This is a genomic window from Bradyrhizobium stylosanthis (genome assembly GCF_001641335.1).
In the GTDB taxonomy this organism is placed as follows: domain Bacteria; phylum Pseudomonadota; class Alphaproteobacteria; order Rhizobiales; family Xanthobacteraceae; genus Bradyrhizobium; species Bradyrhizobium stylosanthis.
This window is the reverse complement of sequence record NZ_LVEM01000005.1, coordinates 251936-266721: the sequence shown is the minus strand read 5'-3', so window position 1 is coordinate 266721 and position 14786 is coordinate 251936. Positions and strand designations below refer to the sequence as shown.

At 65.7% G+C, this 14786-nt stretch carries 16 protein-coding genes; 7 read left to right on the top strand and 9 right to left on the bottom strand.

Annotation, left to right across the window (positions count from 1 at the left end; translation table 11 throughout):
* Positions 1 to 207 precede the first annotated feature (207 nt).
* Positions 208 to 720 carry a MarR family winged helix-turn-helix transcriptional regulator gene (locus A7X65_RS32530; RefSeq protein ID WP_063693020.1) on the bottom strand — a complete coding sequence of 171 codons (513 nt, stop codon included), beginning with the start codon at positions 718 to 720 and terminating at the stop codon, positions 208 to 210.
* Positions 710 to 1339 carry a maleylacetoacetate isomerase gene (gene maiA / locus A7X65_RS32525; protein ID WP_063693018.1) on the bottom strand — a complete coding sequence of 210 codons (630 nt, stop codon included), beginning with the start codon at positions 1337 to 1339 and terminating at the stop codon, positions 710 to 712. The genes A7X65_RS32530 and maiA overlap by 11 nt, the downstream gene beginning before the upstream one ends.
* A 171-nt stretch (positions 1340 to 1510) precedes the next feature.
* Between maiA and gtdA the strand changes: the two genes are divergently transcribed.
* Positions 1511 to 2551: a gentisate 1,2-dioxygenase gene (gene gtdA, locus A7X65_RS32520; protein ID WP_063693016.1), complete on the top strand. Its 1041-nt coding sequence runs from the start codon at positions 1511 to 1513 to the stop codon at positions 2549 to 2551.
* A 115-nt stretch (positions 2552 to 2666) separates the two neighbouring features.
* Here the strand turns inward: gtdA and A7X65_RS32515 are convergent, their stop codons facing one another.
* The 4 genes from A7X65_RS32515 to A7X65_RS32500 form a co-directional block, all read right to left on the bottom strand.
* A complete protein-coding gene (locus A7X65_RS32515) occupies positions 2667 to 3491 on the bottom strand; it encodes an ABC transporter permease (protein WP_063693014.1) in 825 nt (274 codons plus the stop codon).
* Entirely contained in the window at positions 3484 to 4257 is a 774-nt protein-coding gene (locus A7X65_RS32510) for an ABC transporter ATP-binding protein (RefSeq protein ID WP_063693012.1), read from the bottom strand. Before A7X65_RS32510 ends, A7X65_RS32515 begins: the two co-directional genes overlap by 8 nt.
* Positions 4258 to 4572: 315 nt before the next feature.
* Positions 4573 to 5577 carry an ABC transporter substrate-binding protein gene (locus A7X65_RS32505; protein WP_063693010.1) on the bottom strand — a complete coding sequence of 335 codons (1005 nt, stop codon included), beginning with the start codon at positions 5575 to 5577 and terminating at the stop codon, positions 4573 to 4575.
* Positions 5578 to 5612: 35 nt separating this feature from the next.
* On the bottom strand, positions 5613 to 6980 hold the full coding sequence (locus A7X65_RS32500) for an FAD-dependent oxidoreductase (protein ID WP_063693008.1): 1368 nt from the start codon (positions 6978 to 6980) through the stop codon (positions 5613 to 5615).
* Between the two features lie 112 nt (positions 6981 to 7092).
* Here A7X65_RS32500 and A7X65_RS32495 point away from each other — a divergent pair, with 112 nt between their 5' ends.
* The 3 genes from A7X65_RS32495 to ybiA all read left to right on the top strand — a co-directional run bounded on the left by A7X65_RS32495 (position 7093) and on the right by ybiA (position 8981).
* Complete coding sequence (locus tag A7X65_RS32495) at positions 7093 to 7977, top strand: LysR family transcriptional regulator (RefSeq protein WP_063693006.1); 885 nt, start codon at positions 7093 to 7095, stop codon at positions 7975 to 7977.
* A gap of 165 nt (positions 7978 to 8142) precedes the next feature.
* Positions 8143 to 8400, top strand: coding sequence for a hypothetical protein (locus A7X65_RS32490; protein WP_063693003.1), 258 nt, complete (start codon positions 8143 to 8145; stop codon positions 8398 to 8400).
* A gap of 29 nt (positions 8401 to 8429) precedes the next feature.
* Positions 8430 to 8981: a riboflavin biosynthesis intermediates N-glycosidase gene (gene ybiA, locus A7X65_RS32485; RefSeq protein WP_063693001.1), complete on the top strand. Its 552-nt coding sequence runs from the start codon at positions 8430 to 8432 to the stop codon at positions 8979 to 8981.
* An 8-nt stretch (positions 8982 to 8989) separates the two neighbouring features.
* Here ybiA and A7X65_RS32480 read toward each other — a convergent pair whose 3' ends face one another.
* Positions 8990 to 9790 carry an enoyl-CoA hydratase-related protein gene (locus A7X65_RS32480; protein ID WP_063692999.1) on the bottom strand — a complete coding sequence of 267 codons (801 nt, stop codon included), beginning with the start codon at positions 9788 to 9790 and terminating at the stop codon, positions 8990 to 8992.
* A 155-nt stretch (positions 9791 to 9945) separates the two neighbouring features.
* Here A7X65_RS32480 and A7X65_RS32475 point away from each other — a divergent pair, with 155 nt between their 5' ends.
* Positions 9946 to 10920, top strand: a complete 975-nt coding sequence (locus tag A7X65_RS32475) for a ketopantoate reductase family protein (protein WP_063692997.1) — start codon at positions 9946 to 9948, stop codon at positions 10918 to 10920.
* A 3-nt stretch (positions 10921 to 10923) separates the two neighbouring features.
* On the opposite strand, the gene A7X65_RS32470 is transcribed toward A7X65_RS32475, so the two are convergent.
* Positions 10924 to 11601, bottom strand: a complete 678-nt coding sequence (locus A7X65_RS32470; protein WP_063692995.1) for an alpha/beta hydrolase family protein — start codon at positions 11599 to 11601, stop codon at positions 10924 to 10926.
* Between the two features lie 126 nt (positions 11602 to 11727).
* Here A7X65_RS32470 and A7X65_RS32465 point away from each other — a divergent pair, with 126 nt between their 5' ends.
* Both A7X65_RS32465 and A7X65_RS32460 read left to right on the top strand, forming a co-directional pair.
* Positions 11728 to 12873, top strand: a complete 1146-nt coding sequence (locus A7X65_RS32465; RefSeq protein WP_063692993.1) for an acyl-CoA dehydrogenase family protein — start codon at positions 11728 to 11730, stop codon at positions 12871 to 12873.
* A gap of 232 nt (positions 12874 to 13105) precedes the next feature.
* Entirely contained in the window at positions 13106 to 13831 is a 726-nt protein-coding gene (locus tag A7X65_RS32460) for an alpha/beta fold hydrolase (protein WP_063692991.1), read from the top strand.
* Between the two features lie 20 nt (positions 13832 to 13851).
* Here A7X65_RS32460 and A7X65_RS32455 read toward each other — a convergent pair whose 3' ends face one another.
* On the bottom strand, positions 13852 to 14736 hold the full coding sequence (locus A7X65_RS32455) for a LysR family transcriptional regulator (RefSeq protein ID WP_063692990.1): 885 nt from the start codon (positions 14734 to 14736) through the stop codon (positions 13852 to 13854).
* Positions 14737 to 14786: the final 50 nt, after the last annotated feature.

The window sequence follows — 14786 nt, the reverse complement described above, 5'->3', positions numbered from 1 at the left end:
GCCCACCCTACGAGACCGCTGCTGAGGCGATGAGGTGCGGCCCCCTTACTGTCGTCCCGGCGAAAGCCGGGACCCATACGCCGCGGCAGTCGTTGTTGCGCAGGATGGTCATTGCCTGTCTTCGCAAAACTACTCCCAGTGGTTATGGGTCCCGGCCTTCGCCGGGACGACACTGAGAATGTGGCGCGCGCAACGCCCCACTCCCCCTCACCCGCCCTTCCCCAGATGCTCCAGCGCATCCTCGGCGCGCAGCGGCACGCGCGAGGCCTCGTTGTTGAGGTCGACGAGCTGCGTCAGCAGTCCCATCAGCGCCTTGCGGTCGGCGGGCTTGAGCGGCTCCAGCATGCGGGCCTGGGCGTGCTCGACGGCGGGGATGATCTCGCGCAGGATCGCCGCGCCTGATTTCGTCAGATAGAGCAGCTTGATCCGCTTGTCCTCGGGTGCCGGCTTGCGCTCGATATAGTCCTTGGCCTGGAGACGCTCGATCACGCTGCCGAGCGTGGAGCGGTCGAAGGCGATCACGGCCGAGAGCCGCGTCGCATCGATGCCGGGATGGGTGTGGATCGCGATCAGCGCGGCATATTGCACCGGCGTGAGGTCGAACGCCTTGCACTCCTCCATGAAGATCGAGACGGCGATCTGCTGCATGCGCCGGAACAGATAGCCCGGCGCGGCATAGACCGCGTCGATCGTGATCGGAGCGGCAGGCTTACTCGGCATCGGGCTGCTTCTCCGGTGCGGCATTGGCAAAGGCCGGCAGCGCCTTGGCGGCCGCCTCCGCCTTGAGCAGGCGCGGATAGGCCGACACATCGACCCCGAAGCGGCGCGCATTGGCAAGCTGCGGCACCAGGCAGAGATCGGCGAGCGTCGGCGCATCGCCGAAACAGAACGGACCCGGCTCGCCCCTGATCAGCGTCTCGCAGGCCGACAGGCCCTCGCGGTTGACCCAGGCGGCCCAGTCCTGGACCTTCTCCTCGGCGAGGCCGAGCTCGCGCAGCCGCGCCAGCACCTTCAGATTCTGCACCGGATGGGTGTCGCAGGCGATCGCGAGCGCGAATGCGCGCACCTTGGCGCGGCGCAGCGGATCCCTGGGCAGCAATGGCGGATTGGGATGGGTCTCGTCGAGCCATTCGATGATGGCGACCGATTGGGTCAGAACCGTTTCCCCGTCCTCCAGCGCCGGCACCAGGCCCTGCGGATTGATGGCGAGATAGGCGGGCGCGCATTGCTCGCCCTTGCGCAGGTGATGCGGCAGGTGCTCGGCACCGAGACCCTTGAGGTTCAGCGCGATCCGCACGCGGTAGGCGGCGCTGGAGCGGAAATAGCCGTGCAGCTTCATCGAGACCCTCCCATTGTTCTGTCGTTCCGGGGCTCGCGAAGCAAGAACCCGGAACCTCGGGTTCGATGCTATCGCATCGCCCCGGAATGACGGCAACCAGCGGCTGCGAATGTTGACGCTACCTAGATCGTCAGTATACTGTCAATCAACAAAACGAACGGGAGCGCCGCCATGGAAGCCGTGACCAAGACGCCGGAACGCGAGGCCTTCTACAAGAAGATCGACGGCGAGAATCTCACCGCGCTGTGGACGGTGATGAGCGATCTGATCACGCCGGAGCCGCGGAGCGCCTGCCGGCCGCACCTCTGGAAGTTCGACATCATCCGCGACTACATGACGGAGGCCGGCAAGCTGATCACGGCCAAGGAGGCCGAGCGCCGCGTGCTGGTGCTGGAGAACCCCGGCCTGCGCGGACAATCGAAAATCACGACCTCGCTCTATGCCGGCGTGCAGATGGTGGTGCCCGGCGACGTCGCGCCCGCACACCGGCACAGCCAGTCGGCGCTGCGCTTCGTGCTCGAGGGCAAGGGTGCCCATACCGCTGTCGACGGCGAGCGCACCGCGATGGAGCCTGGCGATTTCATCATCACGCCGTCGATGACCTGGCACGATCATTCCAACGAGACCGACCAGCCGATGTTCTGGCTCGACGGCCTCGACATTCCCCTGGTGCAGTTCTTCGACTGCTCCTTCGCGGAAGGCTCGAAAGAGGACCAGCAGAAGATCACGAGGCCCGCCGGCGACAGCTTTGCGCGCTACGGGCACAATCTTCTGCCGGTCGACGTGAAGCGATCGTCGAAGACCTCGCCGATCTTCAGCTATCCCTATGCCTACACCCGCGAAGCGCTGGAGAAGGCGCGCACGAGCCAGGAGTGGGACGCCTGCCACGGGCTGAAGCTGAAGTTCAGCAACCCCGAGACCGGCGATTTCGCCATGCCGACCATCGGCACCTTCATCCAGCTCCTGCCGAAGGGTTTCAAGACCGCGCGTTACCGTTCGACCGATGCGACGGTGTTTTGCCCGATCGAAGGCCGCGGCCGCAGCCGCATTGGCGAGGCCGTGTTCGAATGGGGCCCGCGCGACCTGTTCGTGGTGCCGAGCTGGCACTGGGTGACGCACGAGGCGGACGACGATGCCGTGCTGTTCAGCTTCTCGGACCGGCCGGTGCAGCAGAAGCTGGATTTGTTTCGCGAGGATCGCGGGAACGCGTGAGGCACCGGTCTATCCTTCGTCATGGCCGGGCTTGACCCGGCCATCCACGCCTCACCTACCGCACCAAGAACGTGGATGCCCGGGACAAGCCCGGGCATGACGACTTGGGTCGTGGCTACCGCCAGTGCAGCAGCCGCGTCTCCAGCCAGCCGATCACCTTGCCGACCGCGAGGCCAAACACCGACAGGATCACGACGCCCGCGAGCAGCTGATCGGTCTGCATCAGATTGCCGGCCTGGAGCACGAAGGCGCCGATGCCGTATTGGGCGCCGATCATCTCGGCGCTGACGACGAGCAGCAGAGCCACCGACGCCGTAATGCGGAAGCCGGCGAGGATTGCGGGCAGCGCGCCGGGCCAGATCACCTTGCGCACGATGGTGGCGAAGGGAACGTTGAAGCTCTGCGCCATGCGGATGAGATTCCGCGGCACCGCATCGACGCCGCTATAGACCGAGATCGCGGTCGAGAAGAACACGCCGAGCGCAATGGTCGCGATCTTCGGCTCCTCGCCGATCCCGAGCCAGAGGATCAAGAGCGGCAGCAGCGCGATCTTCGGGATCGGAAACAGCGCCGAAATGAAGGTGATGCCGACGCTGCGCGCCAGCCTGGACAGGCCGATCGCGAAACCGACCGTGACCCCGGCCGCGGTTCCGAGGATCCAGCCGACACCGATGCGCAGCAGCGAAGCGGACAGATGCTGCCACAGCGCGCCCGAGATCGCGAGCTCGTAGAGCGCGCGCGCGATCGCCGACGGCGTCGGCAGGAACAACGCATTGACGAGGCCGGCGCTTCCTGCCGCCTGCCAGATCGCGATGACGAGGGCGAGCGCGATCCAGCCGCCGAAACGGCTCGAGGCCGGCACGAAGCCGGCGCCGCGAAAGCGGACGCGGCGGGTGGTGTCGTCCTTCGACGTCACATCGCCTGGCGCGCGATCAAGCATGCTGGACCTCGCGCTCGGCGTCGATCGCCTCGTTGCGGATCAGCGACCAGATCTGGTTCTGCAGCGCGAGCAGCTTTTCGCGCGCTGCCGCCTCGCCGCGCGCCGCGCGCGTCATCGGCACGGTCACGACCTCGCGGATGCGCCCGGGCCGCCGCGACAGCACCACGATGCGATCGGCGAGCCGCGCGGCCTCTTCGAGATTATGCGTGACATAAACCGCGCCCATGCCGCCATCGGCGAGCAGGCGGACGAAATCCTCCATCAGCAGCTCGCGCGTCTGCGAATCCAGCGCCGAGAGCGGCTCATCCATCAGCAGGATCGCGGGCTTCACTGCAAGCGCGCGCGAAATGCCGACGCGCTGGCGCATGCCGCCGGAGAGCTGCTTCGGATAGGTCTTGCGGAAGTCGGTCAGGCCGGTGCGGCGCAGGGCATCGTCGACCAGCGCGCGGCGCTGCGCGGCCGAGAGCTGGGTGTGCAGCAGCGGGAATTCGACATTCTCCTCCACCGTGGCCCAGGGCAGCAGTGCAAAATCCTGGAACACGAAGGTGAGCGGATTGAGGCTGTCCGCCGGCGGCGCCCCGCGCAGCTCGGGCGCGCCCGAGGTGGGCTGCAACAGGCCACCCAGTATGGACAGCAGCGTGCTCTTGCCGCAGCCGGAGGGACCGACGATCGCCACCACCTCGCCCGCGCCGACGGTGAAGGAGACGTCGTCGAGCACGGCGAGATCGCCGAAGCGGTGGGTGATGTGGCTGGCGATCAGGTCCATCTCACGGCCTCAGTGTCGTCCCGGCCTAGTGCGCAATTGCGCACGGGGGGCCGGGACCCATACGCCGAGTGGCAGTTGTGGCGCAAAGTTGTCATTGCCTGTCTTCGCCAAATTCAATTCGGTGGTTATGGGTCCCGGCCTTCGCCGGGACGACGCTGAGGGCCTGGCAGCAGCGACAGCCTCGCTGCATCCGGGCCGCACATCCTTCGAGGCTCGCAGCGCAATGCGGATGCACTGCGCTACTCGCACCTCCAGCGACAACGGCTTCGCCGTTGCGCGGGGATGACGGAGAGAGAGCGAAGCGCGCAACATCAATCAATCCGCCTTCACATAATCCTTGGCGATGATCGCCTCCGCATCAAAACCCTTGTCGGCGAAGCCCTGCTCCTGCAGCCATTTGATCTGGTTGTCGACGTTCTTCACGTCGAGCTTGCCGTCGGGATCGATATAGGCGCAGTTGCCGACCACCTGCTCGACCGGCAGATTGGTGTACTTCGCGATGATCTCCAGCAGCGGCTTTGTCTTGTCGTTGATCGGGGCGACGCCATCCTTCATGGAGGCCAGGATGACGTCGTGATATTCGCGGTCGGCTTTGGCGAGGACGCCGAGGAATTTCGTCACCAGCGCCTTGTTGGTCAGCGTCTTCGGCGAGGCGAACACCGCGCCGAGCTGCCACGGCGTCTCGTCGCCGACCCAGCCCAGGAATTTCGCGCCGCCCTCGTCCATCAGCTTTCGCGCGGTGGAGATGGGGAGAAGCGCGGCATCGACGGTCTCGCCCTTGAGCGCGGCAGCCGCGTTCGACAGCGATTGCAGCGGCACGATCTTCACGTCCGCGAGCTTGAAGCCGTATTTGTCGGCGAGCAGGCCGAGCGAATAGTGAAAGCTCGACCCGACCTGCGTCATCGCCACGCGCTTGCCCGCAAGGTCCTTCGGCGTCTTCAGGCCGGCGGCATAGGCGTTGTTGCTGGCGAAATAGCCGATCAGGGGATAGCCGGGCTTTTCGCGGCTCATGCCGCCGATCACCTTCAGCGTGCCCTTGCCGGCGAGATTGTAGAGCCCCGCGGTGAAGGCGGTGACGCCGAAATCGACGTCGCCCGAGGTCGTCGCGACCGCGATCGGCTGCGCCGCGTCAAAGAATTTCAGCTCGACCTCCAGGCCGGCCTCGCGGAAGTAGCCCTTGTCCTGCGCGATGAAAACAGGCGCAGAGGACGACAGGCGGAGCACGCCGACCTTGGCCTTCAGCGCGTCCTCGGCGCGCGCCGTGCCCATCGCCATGATCGCCACCAGGCCCGCAAGTGCGAGCCGCACCATCCCGATCATCCCGTTTCCTCCGCCGTCGTTCTCTTTGCAGTCCGTTACAGGCCCTCGGGCACCGCCTGGTCCCGCCCGATGAAGGCGCCCTGTTGTTTCAACGTTTCCTGCAATTTTTCAATGGGGATTTCACGCGGAATGTGGTTTCCGGAGAGCGCCAATGCGGCGGCGGAACCGGCCGCCTCGCCCATCACGAAACAGGCACCGGAGACCCGCGCCGCCGACTGGCCCTCATGGGTCATCGAGGCGCAGCGGCCGGCGACGAGGAGATTGTCGACCCCCTCGGGCACCAGCATCCGGTAAGGCAGCTCGTTATAGCCGCGCGATTCCGGGATCGGCGGGAAGGTGAAGACGACATCGCCGGGAACATGGGCCTCGATCGGCCAGCCATTGACGCCGATGGAATCCTCGAACGAGGCGCAGCCCAGCACGTCCTCGCCGCTGAGCTGGTAGCCGCCCTTGATGCGGCGGGTCTCGCGGATGCCGAGCTGCGGCGGCAGGTCGACGATGTAGGACTTCTCAAAGCCCGGCACGCTGCTGCGCAAAAACTCGTACGCGGCAAGCGCCTGCTTGCGGCCCTCGATCTCGCCGCGGGTGAGGTCGTCGGGCTCGATGCCGTTGATGGCATGGCCGTCCTCGCGCGCCACCTGCGTGAAGTTCACCCGCCATTCGATGCCGGATTTCTGCGGCCGCACGATCGCGCTCTTGCGCGGGAAGGTGTGGGTGCCGGCGGCCGCGGCCTTCTCCATCAATTGCGGGATGGTGCGCCAGGCATCGCCGGCCTTCTCCGGATCGATGCCGTTGAGACGAAGCATCATGGATGGGTAAAGCGGATGGCCGTGCTCGTCGCCGACCTCAAAGGGCGCGCCGGCCCAGACGGCGAGATCGCCATCGCCGGAGCAATCGATGAAGATGTCTGCGCGCACCGCCTGCCGGCCGGCCTTGGTCTCGACCAGCAGCGCGTCGATGCGGCTGTCATCGGCCATCACCACGCCGGCGCCGAGGGCGTGGAAGAGGATGTGCACCTTGTGGCTGGCGAGCAGCTGATCGGCCGCGATCTTGTAGGCCGCGGTGTCGTAGGCCTGCGCGAAGACCTTGCCGAGGATAAGGTGCGGCGTGTTGAGACCATTGAGCAGGTCGATGCGCGCCAGGAGCTCGGACGCCATGCCCTGCACCAGCCGGTGCGCCTTGCCGTAGACATTGCCGTGCAGGCCGCAGAAATTGGTGACGCCGGCCGCGGTGCCCATGCCGCCGAGAAAGCCGTAGCGTTCGATCAGCAGCGTCTTCCGCCCCGCCCGCGCAGCCGATGCCGCCGCGATGATGCCGGCGGGACCGCCGCCGAGGACGACGACTTCATACTCGCCGTAGAGCGGCACCTTCCGTGCCGGTTCGTCGATCGTCGTGGCCCGCATGGCGCGTCCCTTCCCGGAATTCCTTTGCTTGCAGGCGACTATGAATTAACGCGGGGCGGGCTACAATCCACCAAAATACGCGATCAGCTTTCGCGAATCGAGAAAGGTCAAAATGGACATCCTCGTGAACCTCCAGGCCTTCCTCGCCACGGCGGATGCGGCCGGGTTCTCCGCGGCCGCACGAAAACTCAATGTCTCGACCTCGGTGGTGGCAAAACGCGTCACGCAGCTGGAGGCACGGATCGGCACGCCGCTGTTTCATCGCTCGACCCGGCAATTGCGGTTGACCGAAGCCGGCCAGCGCTATGTGCATCGCGCCCGCGGCGTCGTCACCGATGCCACCGATTTGCTCTCGCGCATGGGCGAGAAGGGCCACGATCTCGTCGATCACCTGCGCATCAAGGCGCCGACCTCGCTGACGGTGGCACGGCTCGCCGACGCCTTCAGCGCGTTCCAGACCCAGAACCCGCGGCTGAAGCTGGAGATCGTGCTGATCGATCGCCCGGTCGATCCCGTCGCGGAGGGCTTCGACATCGCCATCGGCGCCTTCCCGCATTCCTTCGGCGGCGTGGTCGACGAGCCGCTGTGTCCATTGAAGCGGCTGCTGTGCGCTTCGCCCGCTTACTTGAAAAAGCACGGCACCCCAAAGCATCCGCGCGACCTCGTCGAGCATCGCTGCCTCAGCTTCATGCCGACTGGCCCGGAATGGGTGTTCGACGGGCCGCGCGGCCGCATCAGCATCCAGGTCAGCCCGCTGCTCTCCTCCAACGAGGGCCTCGTGCTGGCGCGCAGCGCCATCGCCGGCAACGGCATCACGCTGATCTCGCATTACCTCGTGGCGGACGCCTTGCGCGACGGCAGGCTGAAGCCCGTGCTGCGCGACTTTCCGATTCCGGAATTGTGGGTGAAGGCGGCAATCCCCGAGCGGCGACGCAACGCGGCGGCGGTGCAGGCGCTCCTCACCTTGCTGAAAACGTCACTCGCGTCGTCGCTGTAAGCAGCGCCCCGTGCGGCGCCGTAGCCCGCATGAGCGAAGCGATATGCGGGACCGCCCGCGGCATCCCCCGATGTCGCTTTCGCTCATCCGGGCGATACGCCCGCCACAAGACGGTTGCCCGGGAATGACGAACCTGAGAGAAGGGCCGCCATGGATTCTCAATTTATGAAATTTGCCCTGCCTGCCCTCGCCGCTCTCGCGATATCGGCCACGCCCGCCGCAGCTGTGGAGCAAAACTGCCGCTTCATCCAGGCCAAGCCCGATCGCGAGGCCTGCTACAGGCGGCAGGAAGAAGAGCTCGCGGCGAAGCGCAAGCCCGCTGCACCGGCCGCCGAGACCAACACGCTCGAAACGCTGCGTCAGATGCGGCAGGACGACGACGCCGTCTATCGCAGCATCAACAACATCTGCCGCGGCTGCTGACAGTCCGCGGTGACGGAAGGACCGGCCGGATGCAAATCGACGGGATCGATGCCCTGAAAAGCGCAATCAGCTCCGGGTGGGTTCCGGAGTTTCTCTTCTTTTGGGGACACACCCCGAGTGATCAGAGAATCGACAAGCACGTGCTCAGCCAGTGGTGGCCAGCGACTTTCGTCATAGACGGCAGGGCTTATGCAACCGCCGAGCACTACATGATGGCCCAGAAGGCCGAACTCTTCGGGGATCGAGACACCCTCGACGCCATCCTTGCTGCACCTGGTCCATCTCAGGCGAAGAAGCTCGGCCGGTTGGTGAAAAACTACGACGATAAGCGTTGGGTCGCTCATCGCTTCGATGTGGTGCTGCGCGGCAATCTGGCGAAGTTCGGCCAAAACCCTGAGCTTGGAGACTGGTTGCTCGCGACGGGCGATAGCGTGATTGTGGAAGCCAGCCCCGTCGATAGCATCTGGGGCATCGGTCTTGCCGCCGACGACAAGCGAGCCGGGGATCCGCACTATTGGCCAGGGCTCAACCTGTTGGGTTTTGCCCTCATGAAGACCCGCCAATCGCTGCGGTCGAAATAGCGAGCAGCCTAGCTGCCGCCGCCCCAATTCCCGGCCCGTTTCTCGGCGAACGAGGCCAGCCCCTCCGCCGCCTCCGCGCTCTGGCGCTTGAGCGAGTGCAGCTGCACGAGCCGCGTGTAGGCGGCATCGTCCACCGCCATGCCGCCGAACGAGCTTTCCAGCGCGAGCTTCTTAGTCTCGGCCATCGCCTCCGGCCCGTTGGCCAGCAGCTGCGCGACCACCTTGGCGCCGGCGGCTTCGAGATCGGCCAGCGGCACCACCTCGTGGACAAGGCCGATGCGGCGGGCGTCCTCGGCGCCGAAGCGCTCGCCTGTCAGCGCGTAGCGGCGGACCTGCCGGACGCCGATGGCGTCGCAGAGCTGCGGGATGATGATCGCAGCGGTCAGGCCCCAGCGCACCTCGGTGATGGAGAACAGCGCATTGTCCGCGGCAATCACGACATCGCAGGCCGCGATCACGCCGGTGCCGCCGCCGAAGCAGCCGCCCTGCACCAGGGCAACCGTCGGGATCGGCAGCGTGTTGAGCCGCTGCACGGCCTCGAAGGTGGCGCGCGAGGCGGCCTCGTTGGCCTCGGGCGATTGCGGCCGCACGCCGTTGATCCATTTGAGGTCGGCGCCGGCCTGGAAATGCTTGCCGTTGCCCCTGAGCACGACTACGCGCAGGTTCGGCTTGCTGCCGAGATCGTCCATCGCCGCCAGCACGCCCGCGATCAAGGCGCCGTCATAAGCGTTGTTCACCTCCGGCCGGTTCAACGTGACGGTCGCAACCCCACGCTCATCGAGGGTCCACAGGACGGGGCTGGCAGTCATCGGCGATCCTCCGGTCATCTTGCTTGCCGCGCACTATGACCGAGGGAACGCATACCGATCCATATCTTTCCAGCGTGGGGCGGCCGCGCCCATCGCATGGCGGCTTGTGTCATGCTGCCGCCGGGCGGCATTCAAGGGACAGGGACGGGATCAACATGCGCATCTGCATTTTCGGCGCGGGCGCCGTCGGCAGCCACATTGCGGTACGGCTGGCGCGCGCCGGCCACGACGTCTCGTGCGTGATGCGGGGGGCGCATCTCGAGGCAGTCCGCGCCAATGGCCTTAAGCTGCGCGTCGGCGATTCCGAGGTGTCCGCCAAGGTGAACGCATCGGGCGACCCGGCCCAGCTCGGCCCGCAGGACGTCGTGATCTCCACGCTGAAGGCGACCGCGCTGACCGGGCTGGTCTCCAGCATCAAGCCGCTGCTGCAGGACGATACCGCCATCGTCTTCGCCCAGAACGGCATTCCCTGGTGGTACGGCATCGGCCTGCCGCCGCGGCATCCGACCCCGCCTGATATCTCCTTCCTCGACCCCGGCGGACGTCTGCGCGCCTGCATTCCGAAGGAGCGCATCATCGGCGGCGTCATCTTCTCGTCCAACGAAGTGACCGCGCCCGGCGTGGTTCACAATCTCACCCCGGACCGCAACCGCCTCCTGATCGGCGAATGCGACGACCGCAATTGCGAGCGCATCACGAAGCTTCGCAATGCCCTCAACGACGCGCGGCTGGAATCGCCGCCGGTGGCCGAGATCCGTGAGGCGATCTGGTCAAAGCTGCTGACCAACATGTCGCTGTCGGTGCTGTGCCTGCTCACCGGCCAGACCGCGCGCGGGGTACGCGACGACCCCGCCTTTGCCGACGTCATTCCGCGCATGCTGAACGAGGCCAACGACATCGCCCAGCACTTCATCCCCGAGGTCAAACGCGTGACGCGCAGCGGCCCCGCCCCCAACCACAAGCCGTCGCTGCTGCAGGATTACGAGCTTGGCCGAGCCATGGAGATCGACGTGCTGGTAAAGGCGCCCGCCGCCTTCGCGCGCACCGCCGGCCTGTCCACGCCGACGCTCGACCTGATCGCCGCGCTTGCGATCCAGAAGGCGCGCGACAAGGGGCTCTATTCCGCCTGAGCCTCAGGCGATTTGGTCGATCCAGGCCGCGAGCGTATCGAGCACTTCGGTGAGAGCCTCTTCATTCGTCCGACCCGACTTCTTCAGCACCGCGAACGAATGGTCCCCGCCTTCGACCTCATGCAGCCTTGCCTTGGCCCCGAGCGAGGTGATCACAGGCTTGAGATGGCCGAGATCGGCGAGCTCGTCGCGCGTTCCCTGCAGGAACAGCATGGGGATGGCGATGCCGGCGAGGTGCTCGGCGCGCTCGGACGACGGCTTCTTGGCGGCGTGCAGGGGGAAGCCGAGGAAGGCTAATCCCTTCACGCCCGGAAGCGGCGCCTTCGACTGCGCCTGCGAGGTCATGCGCCCGCCGAACGATTTTCCGCCCGCGACGAGCAGCACGCCGGGACAGAGCTTTGCTGCCTCCGCCACGGCCGCGCGGACGGTAGCGTGCGCGACGGCGGGTTGGTCGGGGCGCCCCTTCTTCTCTTCCATGTAGGGGAAATTGAAGCGGAACGTCGCGATGCCGCGATCCGCGAGACCTTCTGCGGTCTTCGCCATGAACGCATGCCGCATGTCGGCGCCGGCGCCATGTGCCAGGACGCAACAGGCCCGCGCGCCGTCCGGCTGCGTCAGGATCGCCGAGACCGTGCCGATGCGCTCGATGTCGAGCTTGAGCTCTTGAGTTTTGGTTGTCACAATCAGCCATCCCGACAGATGCTGTTACGGCCGCCTTGGTAGCGTCACCGGCGCAGCCTGAAAACACAATAATTGCCGCGCCGCCCTGGCTTACCAAGCCGGAACTGCGCATCAACCGAGGTAACCATGTCCTACCGCTCCTCCTGGATGACCGAAGAGCTCGACGTCTTCCGCGACCAGTTCCGGAAGTATCTTGCCAAGGACCTGGCGCCGCATGCCGAGAAATGGCGCGAGCAGAAGATGGTCGACCGCTTCGCCTGGCGTGGGCTCGGCGAGATGGGCGCGCTGCTGGCGAGCGTGCCGGAGGAATATGGCGGGCTCGGCGCCACGTTCGCCTATGACGCCGCGGTGCTGGACGATCTCGAAAGCACCGTGCCGGAGCTGACCACCGGCGTCTCCGTGCACAGCGCCATCGTCGCACACTACATCCTCAATTACGGCTCGGAGGAGCAGAAGAAGCGCTGGCTGCCGAAGATGGCCTCGGGCGAGATGGTCGGCGCCATCGCCATGACCGAGCCCGGCACCGGCTCGGACCTGCAGGCCGTCAAGACCACGGCCAAGAAGCAGGGCAATTCCTACGTCATCAACGGCCAGAAGACCTTCATTACCAACGGCCAGGCTGCCGACCTCGTCATCGTGGTCGCGCGCACCGGAGAGGCCGGGGCAAAAGGCATTTCGTTGATCGTGGTCGAAACTGAAGGTGCCGACGGTTACAAGCGCGGGCGCAACCTCGACAAGATCGGCCTGCACGCCTCCGATACGTCGGAGCTGTTCTTCGACAACGTCACGGTGCCGCCAGAAAACCTGCTCGGCAAGGAGGAAGGCCAAGGCTTCGTCCAGCTGATGCAGCAATTGCCGCAGGAACGCCTCGCGCTCGCGGTCGGCGCCGTTGCCGCGATGGAGCGCGCGGTCAAGCTCACCGTCGATTACACCAAGGAGCGCAAGGCGTTCGGCAAGCCGCTGCTGGATTTTCAGAACACCGCCTTCACGCTCGCCGAGCGCAAGACCGAGGCGATGATCGCACGCGTCTTCGTCGACTGGTGCATCGAGCGGCTGGTCGCCGGGGACCTCGACACCGTCACGGCGTCAATGGCGAAATACTGGTGCTCGGACAAGCAGGTGCAGACCGCCGACGAATGCCTCCAGTTGTTCGGCGGCTACGGCTACATGCAGGAATACCCGATCTCCCGCATCTTCATCGATTCCCGCATCCAGAAGATCTATGGCGGCACCAACGAGATCATGAAGCTGTTGATCGCCAGATCCTTGTGATCAGCTCGCTGCAGGGCTGGTCCTGCGTCGGGCAACGACGATCAAGGCGACATGGCCTCCTCAGGAATAGCTGTCGTTGCGGCCTCGTGCGCAATTGCGCGCGGGGCTGGCCAAAAAAGACGGCGTGCCCGTTCACATCTCGCACAACGAGAGTTGTCCCGACGCGCCTTCCGAGCGCCGCAAAGGACCCAATTCATGTCGGCCGAACCGCATCCCGCGGGGGAGCCACAAAATGTCGACCTACGTTCTCGTCCATGCCGCCTGGCACACCGGTGCCGAGCTCGAGCCTGTCGCGGCTCCGATCCGCGCCGCCGGCCATCAGGTCTACCTGCCGACGATCAAAGGCAACCGCCCGGGTGATGCCAAGACGACCGGGCTAAAGGAGGCAATCCAGTCGATCGTCGACTACCTCGCCGAAAATAATCTCAACGACGTCATCCTGCTCGGTCATTCCTATGCCGGCATGGTCATCACCGGGGTTGCCGACCTCGCGCCCGAGCGCATCCGCCGTCTCGTCTACTGGAACGCCTTCGTGCCCAACAATGGCGAAGGCATCACCGACATGGTGCCGCCGCACTTTATCGGACTGTTCGAGGCGATCGCGGCCGAACGCGGCGACGGCTCGGTGGTGCTGCCCTTCCCGATCTGGCGTGAAGCCTTCATCAACGATGCCGATCTTGAGACGGCGCAGCGCGCCTATGACGTGCTCAACCCTCATCCGCTGGCGACCATCACCGAAAAAATCACGCTCAAGACCAATCCGGCGGAGATGCCGCTGGCCAAGTCCTACATCAACTGCACCGAGGACATCGCGATGCCGCATAGCCATCCCTGGCACCCGCGGCTGTCGGAGAAGCTCGGCCTGTTCCGACTCGTGCAGCTGCCGGGAAGCCACGAACTCTGCTTCACCGACCCGGCGCGTATCGCCAACGCGATCATGGAGGCGGGCCGCGACTGACGGGCCCCGGTCCGCAGGCGCTACCTCATCCGCTTGTCGGCGGCGACGAAGTCGATGAAGGTCCTGACCTTCGCGGAGAGGTATTTGCGGCTCGGATAGACCGCGAACAGCTTGCCGACGAAGACGACGTGGTCCGGCATGAGGTGTTCGAGACGCCCGGCGGCGATGTCGGCGGCGACCAGCCATTTCGGCAGGAAGGCGAGGCCCATGCCTTCGAGCGCGGCCATGTGCAGCAGCGTCTCGTTGGCGCTGCGAAGCACCGGGTCGAGCTTGATCGTCTCGGGGCCGTTCTCGCCTTCGAAGGAAAAGCTCTCGCCGGGATAAAGCGCGTAGTGCAACAGCGCATGGCCGGCGATGTCGGCGATCCTGGCCGGGCGCCCCGCGCGTTTGAGGTAGGCCGGCGCGGCGACCATGTAGAAGGGAACGTTGGTGATGGGGCGCGCGATCAGCGCTTCGTCCGGCGCGGCGGTCGCGCGCAAAGCGAGATCGAATCCCTCCTCCACGAGGTTGACCAGCCGCCCGCTGAGATCGACGTCGAGGCGCACATCCGGATATCGCGCCTGATAATCCGCCAGCACGCTTGCGAAGATCGTGTTCGCCATCCACACCGGCGCGGTCAGCCGCAGCGTGCCGCGCGGAACGACCGTCGCATGGCTGACGGCGGCCTCGACCTCGTCGAGCGAATCCAGCATCTGCCGCGTCTGCTCGAAATAGAGCGTGCCGCTCTCGCTCAGGCTGACGCGCCGGCTGGTCCGGTTGAGCAGCCGCGTGCCCAGCCGCTTCTCGAGCTGCATCACGTGCTTGCTCGCCATGGCGGGCGAAATGCGCAGGCGCTGCGCCGCAGCCGCAAAGCTCTTCAGCTCGGCGACCAGGCAAAACACCCTCATGCTGACCAGAGAATCCATGAAATCATCAACACCCAGGAAATGAACCTATCCCAGAACATATAATGATC

What these genes read in the sequence shown, in the direction of transcription:
- A7X65_RS32475 (WP_063692997.1), top strand. Translation starts at nt 9,946, where the DNA reads ATGCGCATCTGCATTTTCGGCGCGGGCGCCGTCGGCAGCCACATTGCG.
- A7X65_RS32505 (WP_063693010.1), bottom strand. Translation starts at nt 5,577, where the DNA reads ATGATCGGGATGGTGCGGCTCGCACTTGCGGGCCTGGTGGCGATCATG.
- maiA (WP_063693018.1), bottom strand. Translation starts at nt 1,339, where the DNA reads ATGAAGCTGCACGGCTATTTCCGCTCCAGCGCCGCCTACCGCGTGCGG.
- A7X65_RS32530 (WP_063693020.1), bottom strand. Translation starts at nt 720, where the DNA reads ATGCCGAGTAAGCCTGCCGCTCCGATCACGATCGACGCGGTCTATGCC.
- A7X65_RS32500 (WP_063693008.1), bottom strand. Translation starts at nt 6,980, where the DNA reads ATGCGGGCCACGACGATCGACGAACCGGCACGGAAGGTGCCGCTCTAC.
- A7X65_RS32510 (WP_063693012.1), bottom strand. Translation starts at nt 4,257, where the DNA reads ATGGACCTGATCGCCAGCCACATCACCCACCGCTTCGGCGATCTCGCC.
- A7X65_RS32480 (WP_063692999.1), bottom strand. Translation starts at nt 9,790, where the DNA reads ATGACTGCCAGCCCCGTCCTGTGGACCCTCGATGAGCGTGGGGTTGCG.
- A7X65_RS32460 (WP_063692991.1), top strand. Translation starts at nt 13,106, where the DNA reads ATGTCGACCTACGTTCTCGTCCATGCCGCCTGGCACACCGGTGCCGAG.
- A7X65_RS32490 (WP_063693003.1), top strand. Translation starts at nt 8,143, where the DNA reads ATGAAATTTGCCCTGCCTGCCCTCGCCGCTCTCGCGATATCGGCCACG.
- ybiA (WP_063693001.1), top strand. Translation starts at nt 8,430, where the DNA reads ATGCAAATCGACGGGATCGATGCCCTGAAAAGCGCAATCAGCTCCGGG.
- A7X65_RS32465 (WP_063692993.1), top strand. Translation starts at nt 11,728, where the DNA reads ATGTCCTACCGCTCCTCCTGGATGACCGAAGAGCTCGACGTCTTCCGC.
- A7X65_RS32455 (WP_063692990.1), bottom strand. Translation starts at nt 14,736, where the DNA reads ATGGATTCTCTGGTCAGCATGAGGGTGTTTTGCCTGGTCGCCGAGCTG.
- gtdA (WP_063693016.1), top strand. Translation starts at nt 1,511, where the DNA reads ATGGAAGCCGTGACCAAGACGCCGGAACGCGAGGCCTTCTACAAGAAG.
- A7X65_RS32515 (WP_063693014.1), bottom strand. Translation starts at nt 3,491, where the DNA reads ATGCTTGATCGCGCGCCAGGCGATGTGACGTCGAAGGACGACACCACC.
- A7X65_RS32495 (WP_063693006.1), top strand. Translation starts at nt 7,093, where the DNA reads ATGGACATCCTCGTGAACCTCCAGGCCTTCCTCGCCACGGCGGATGCG.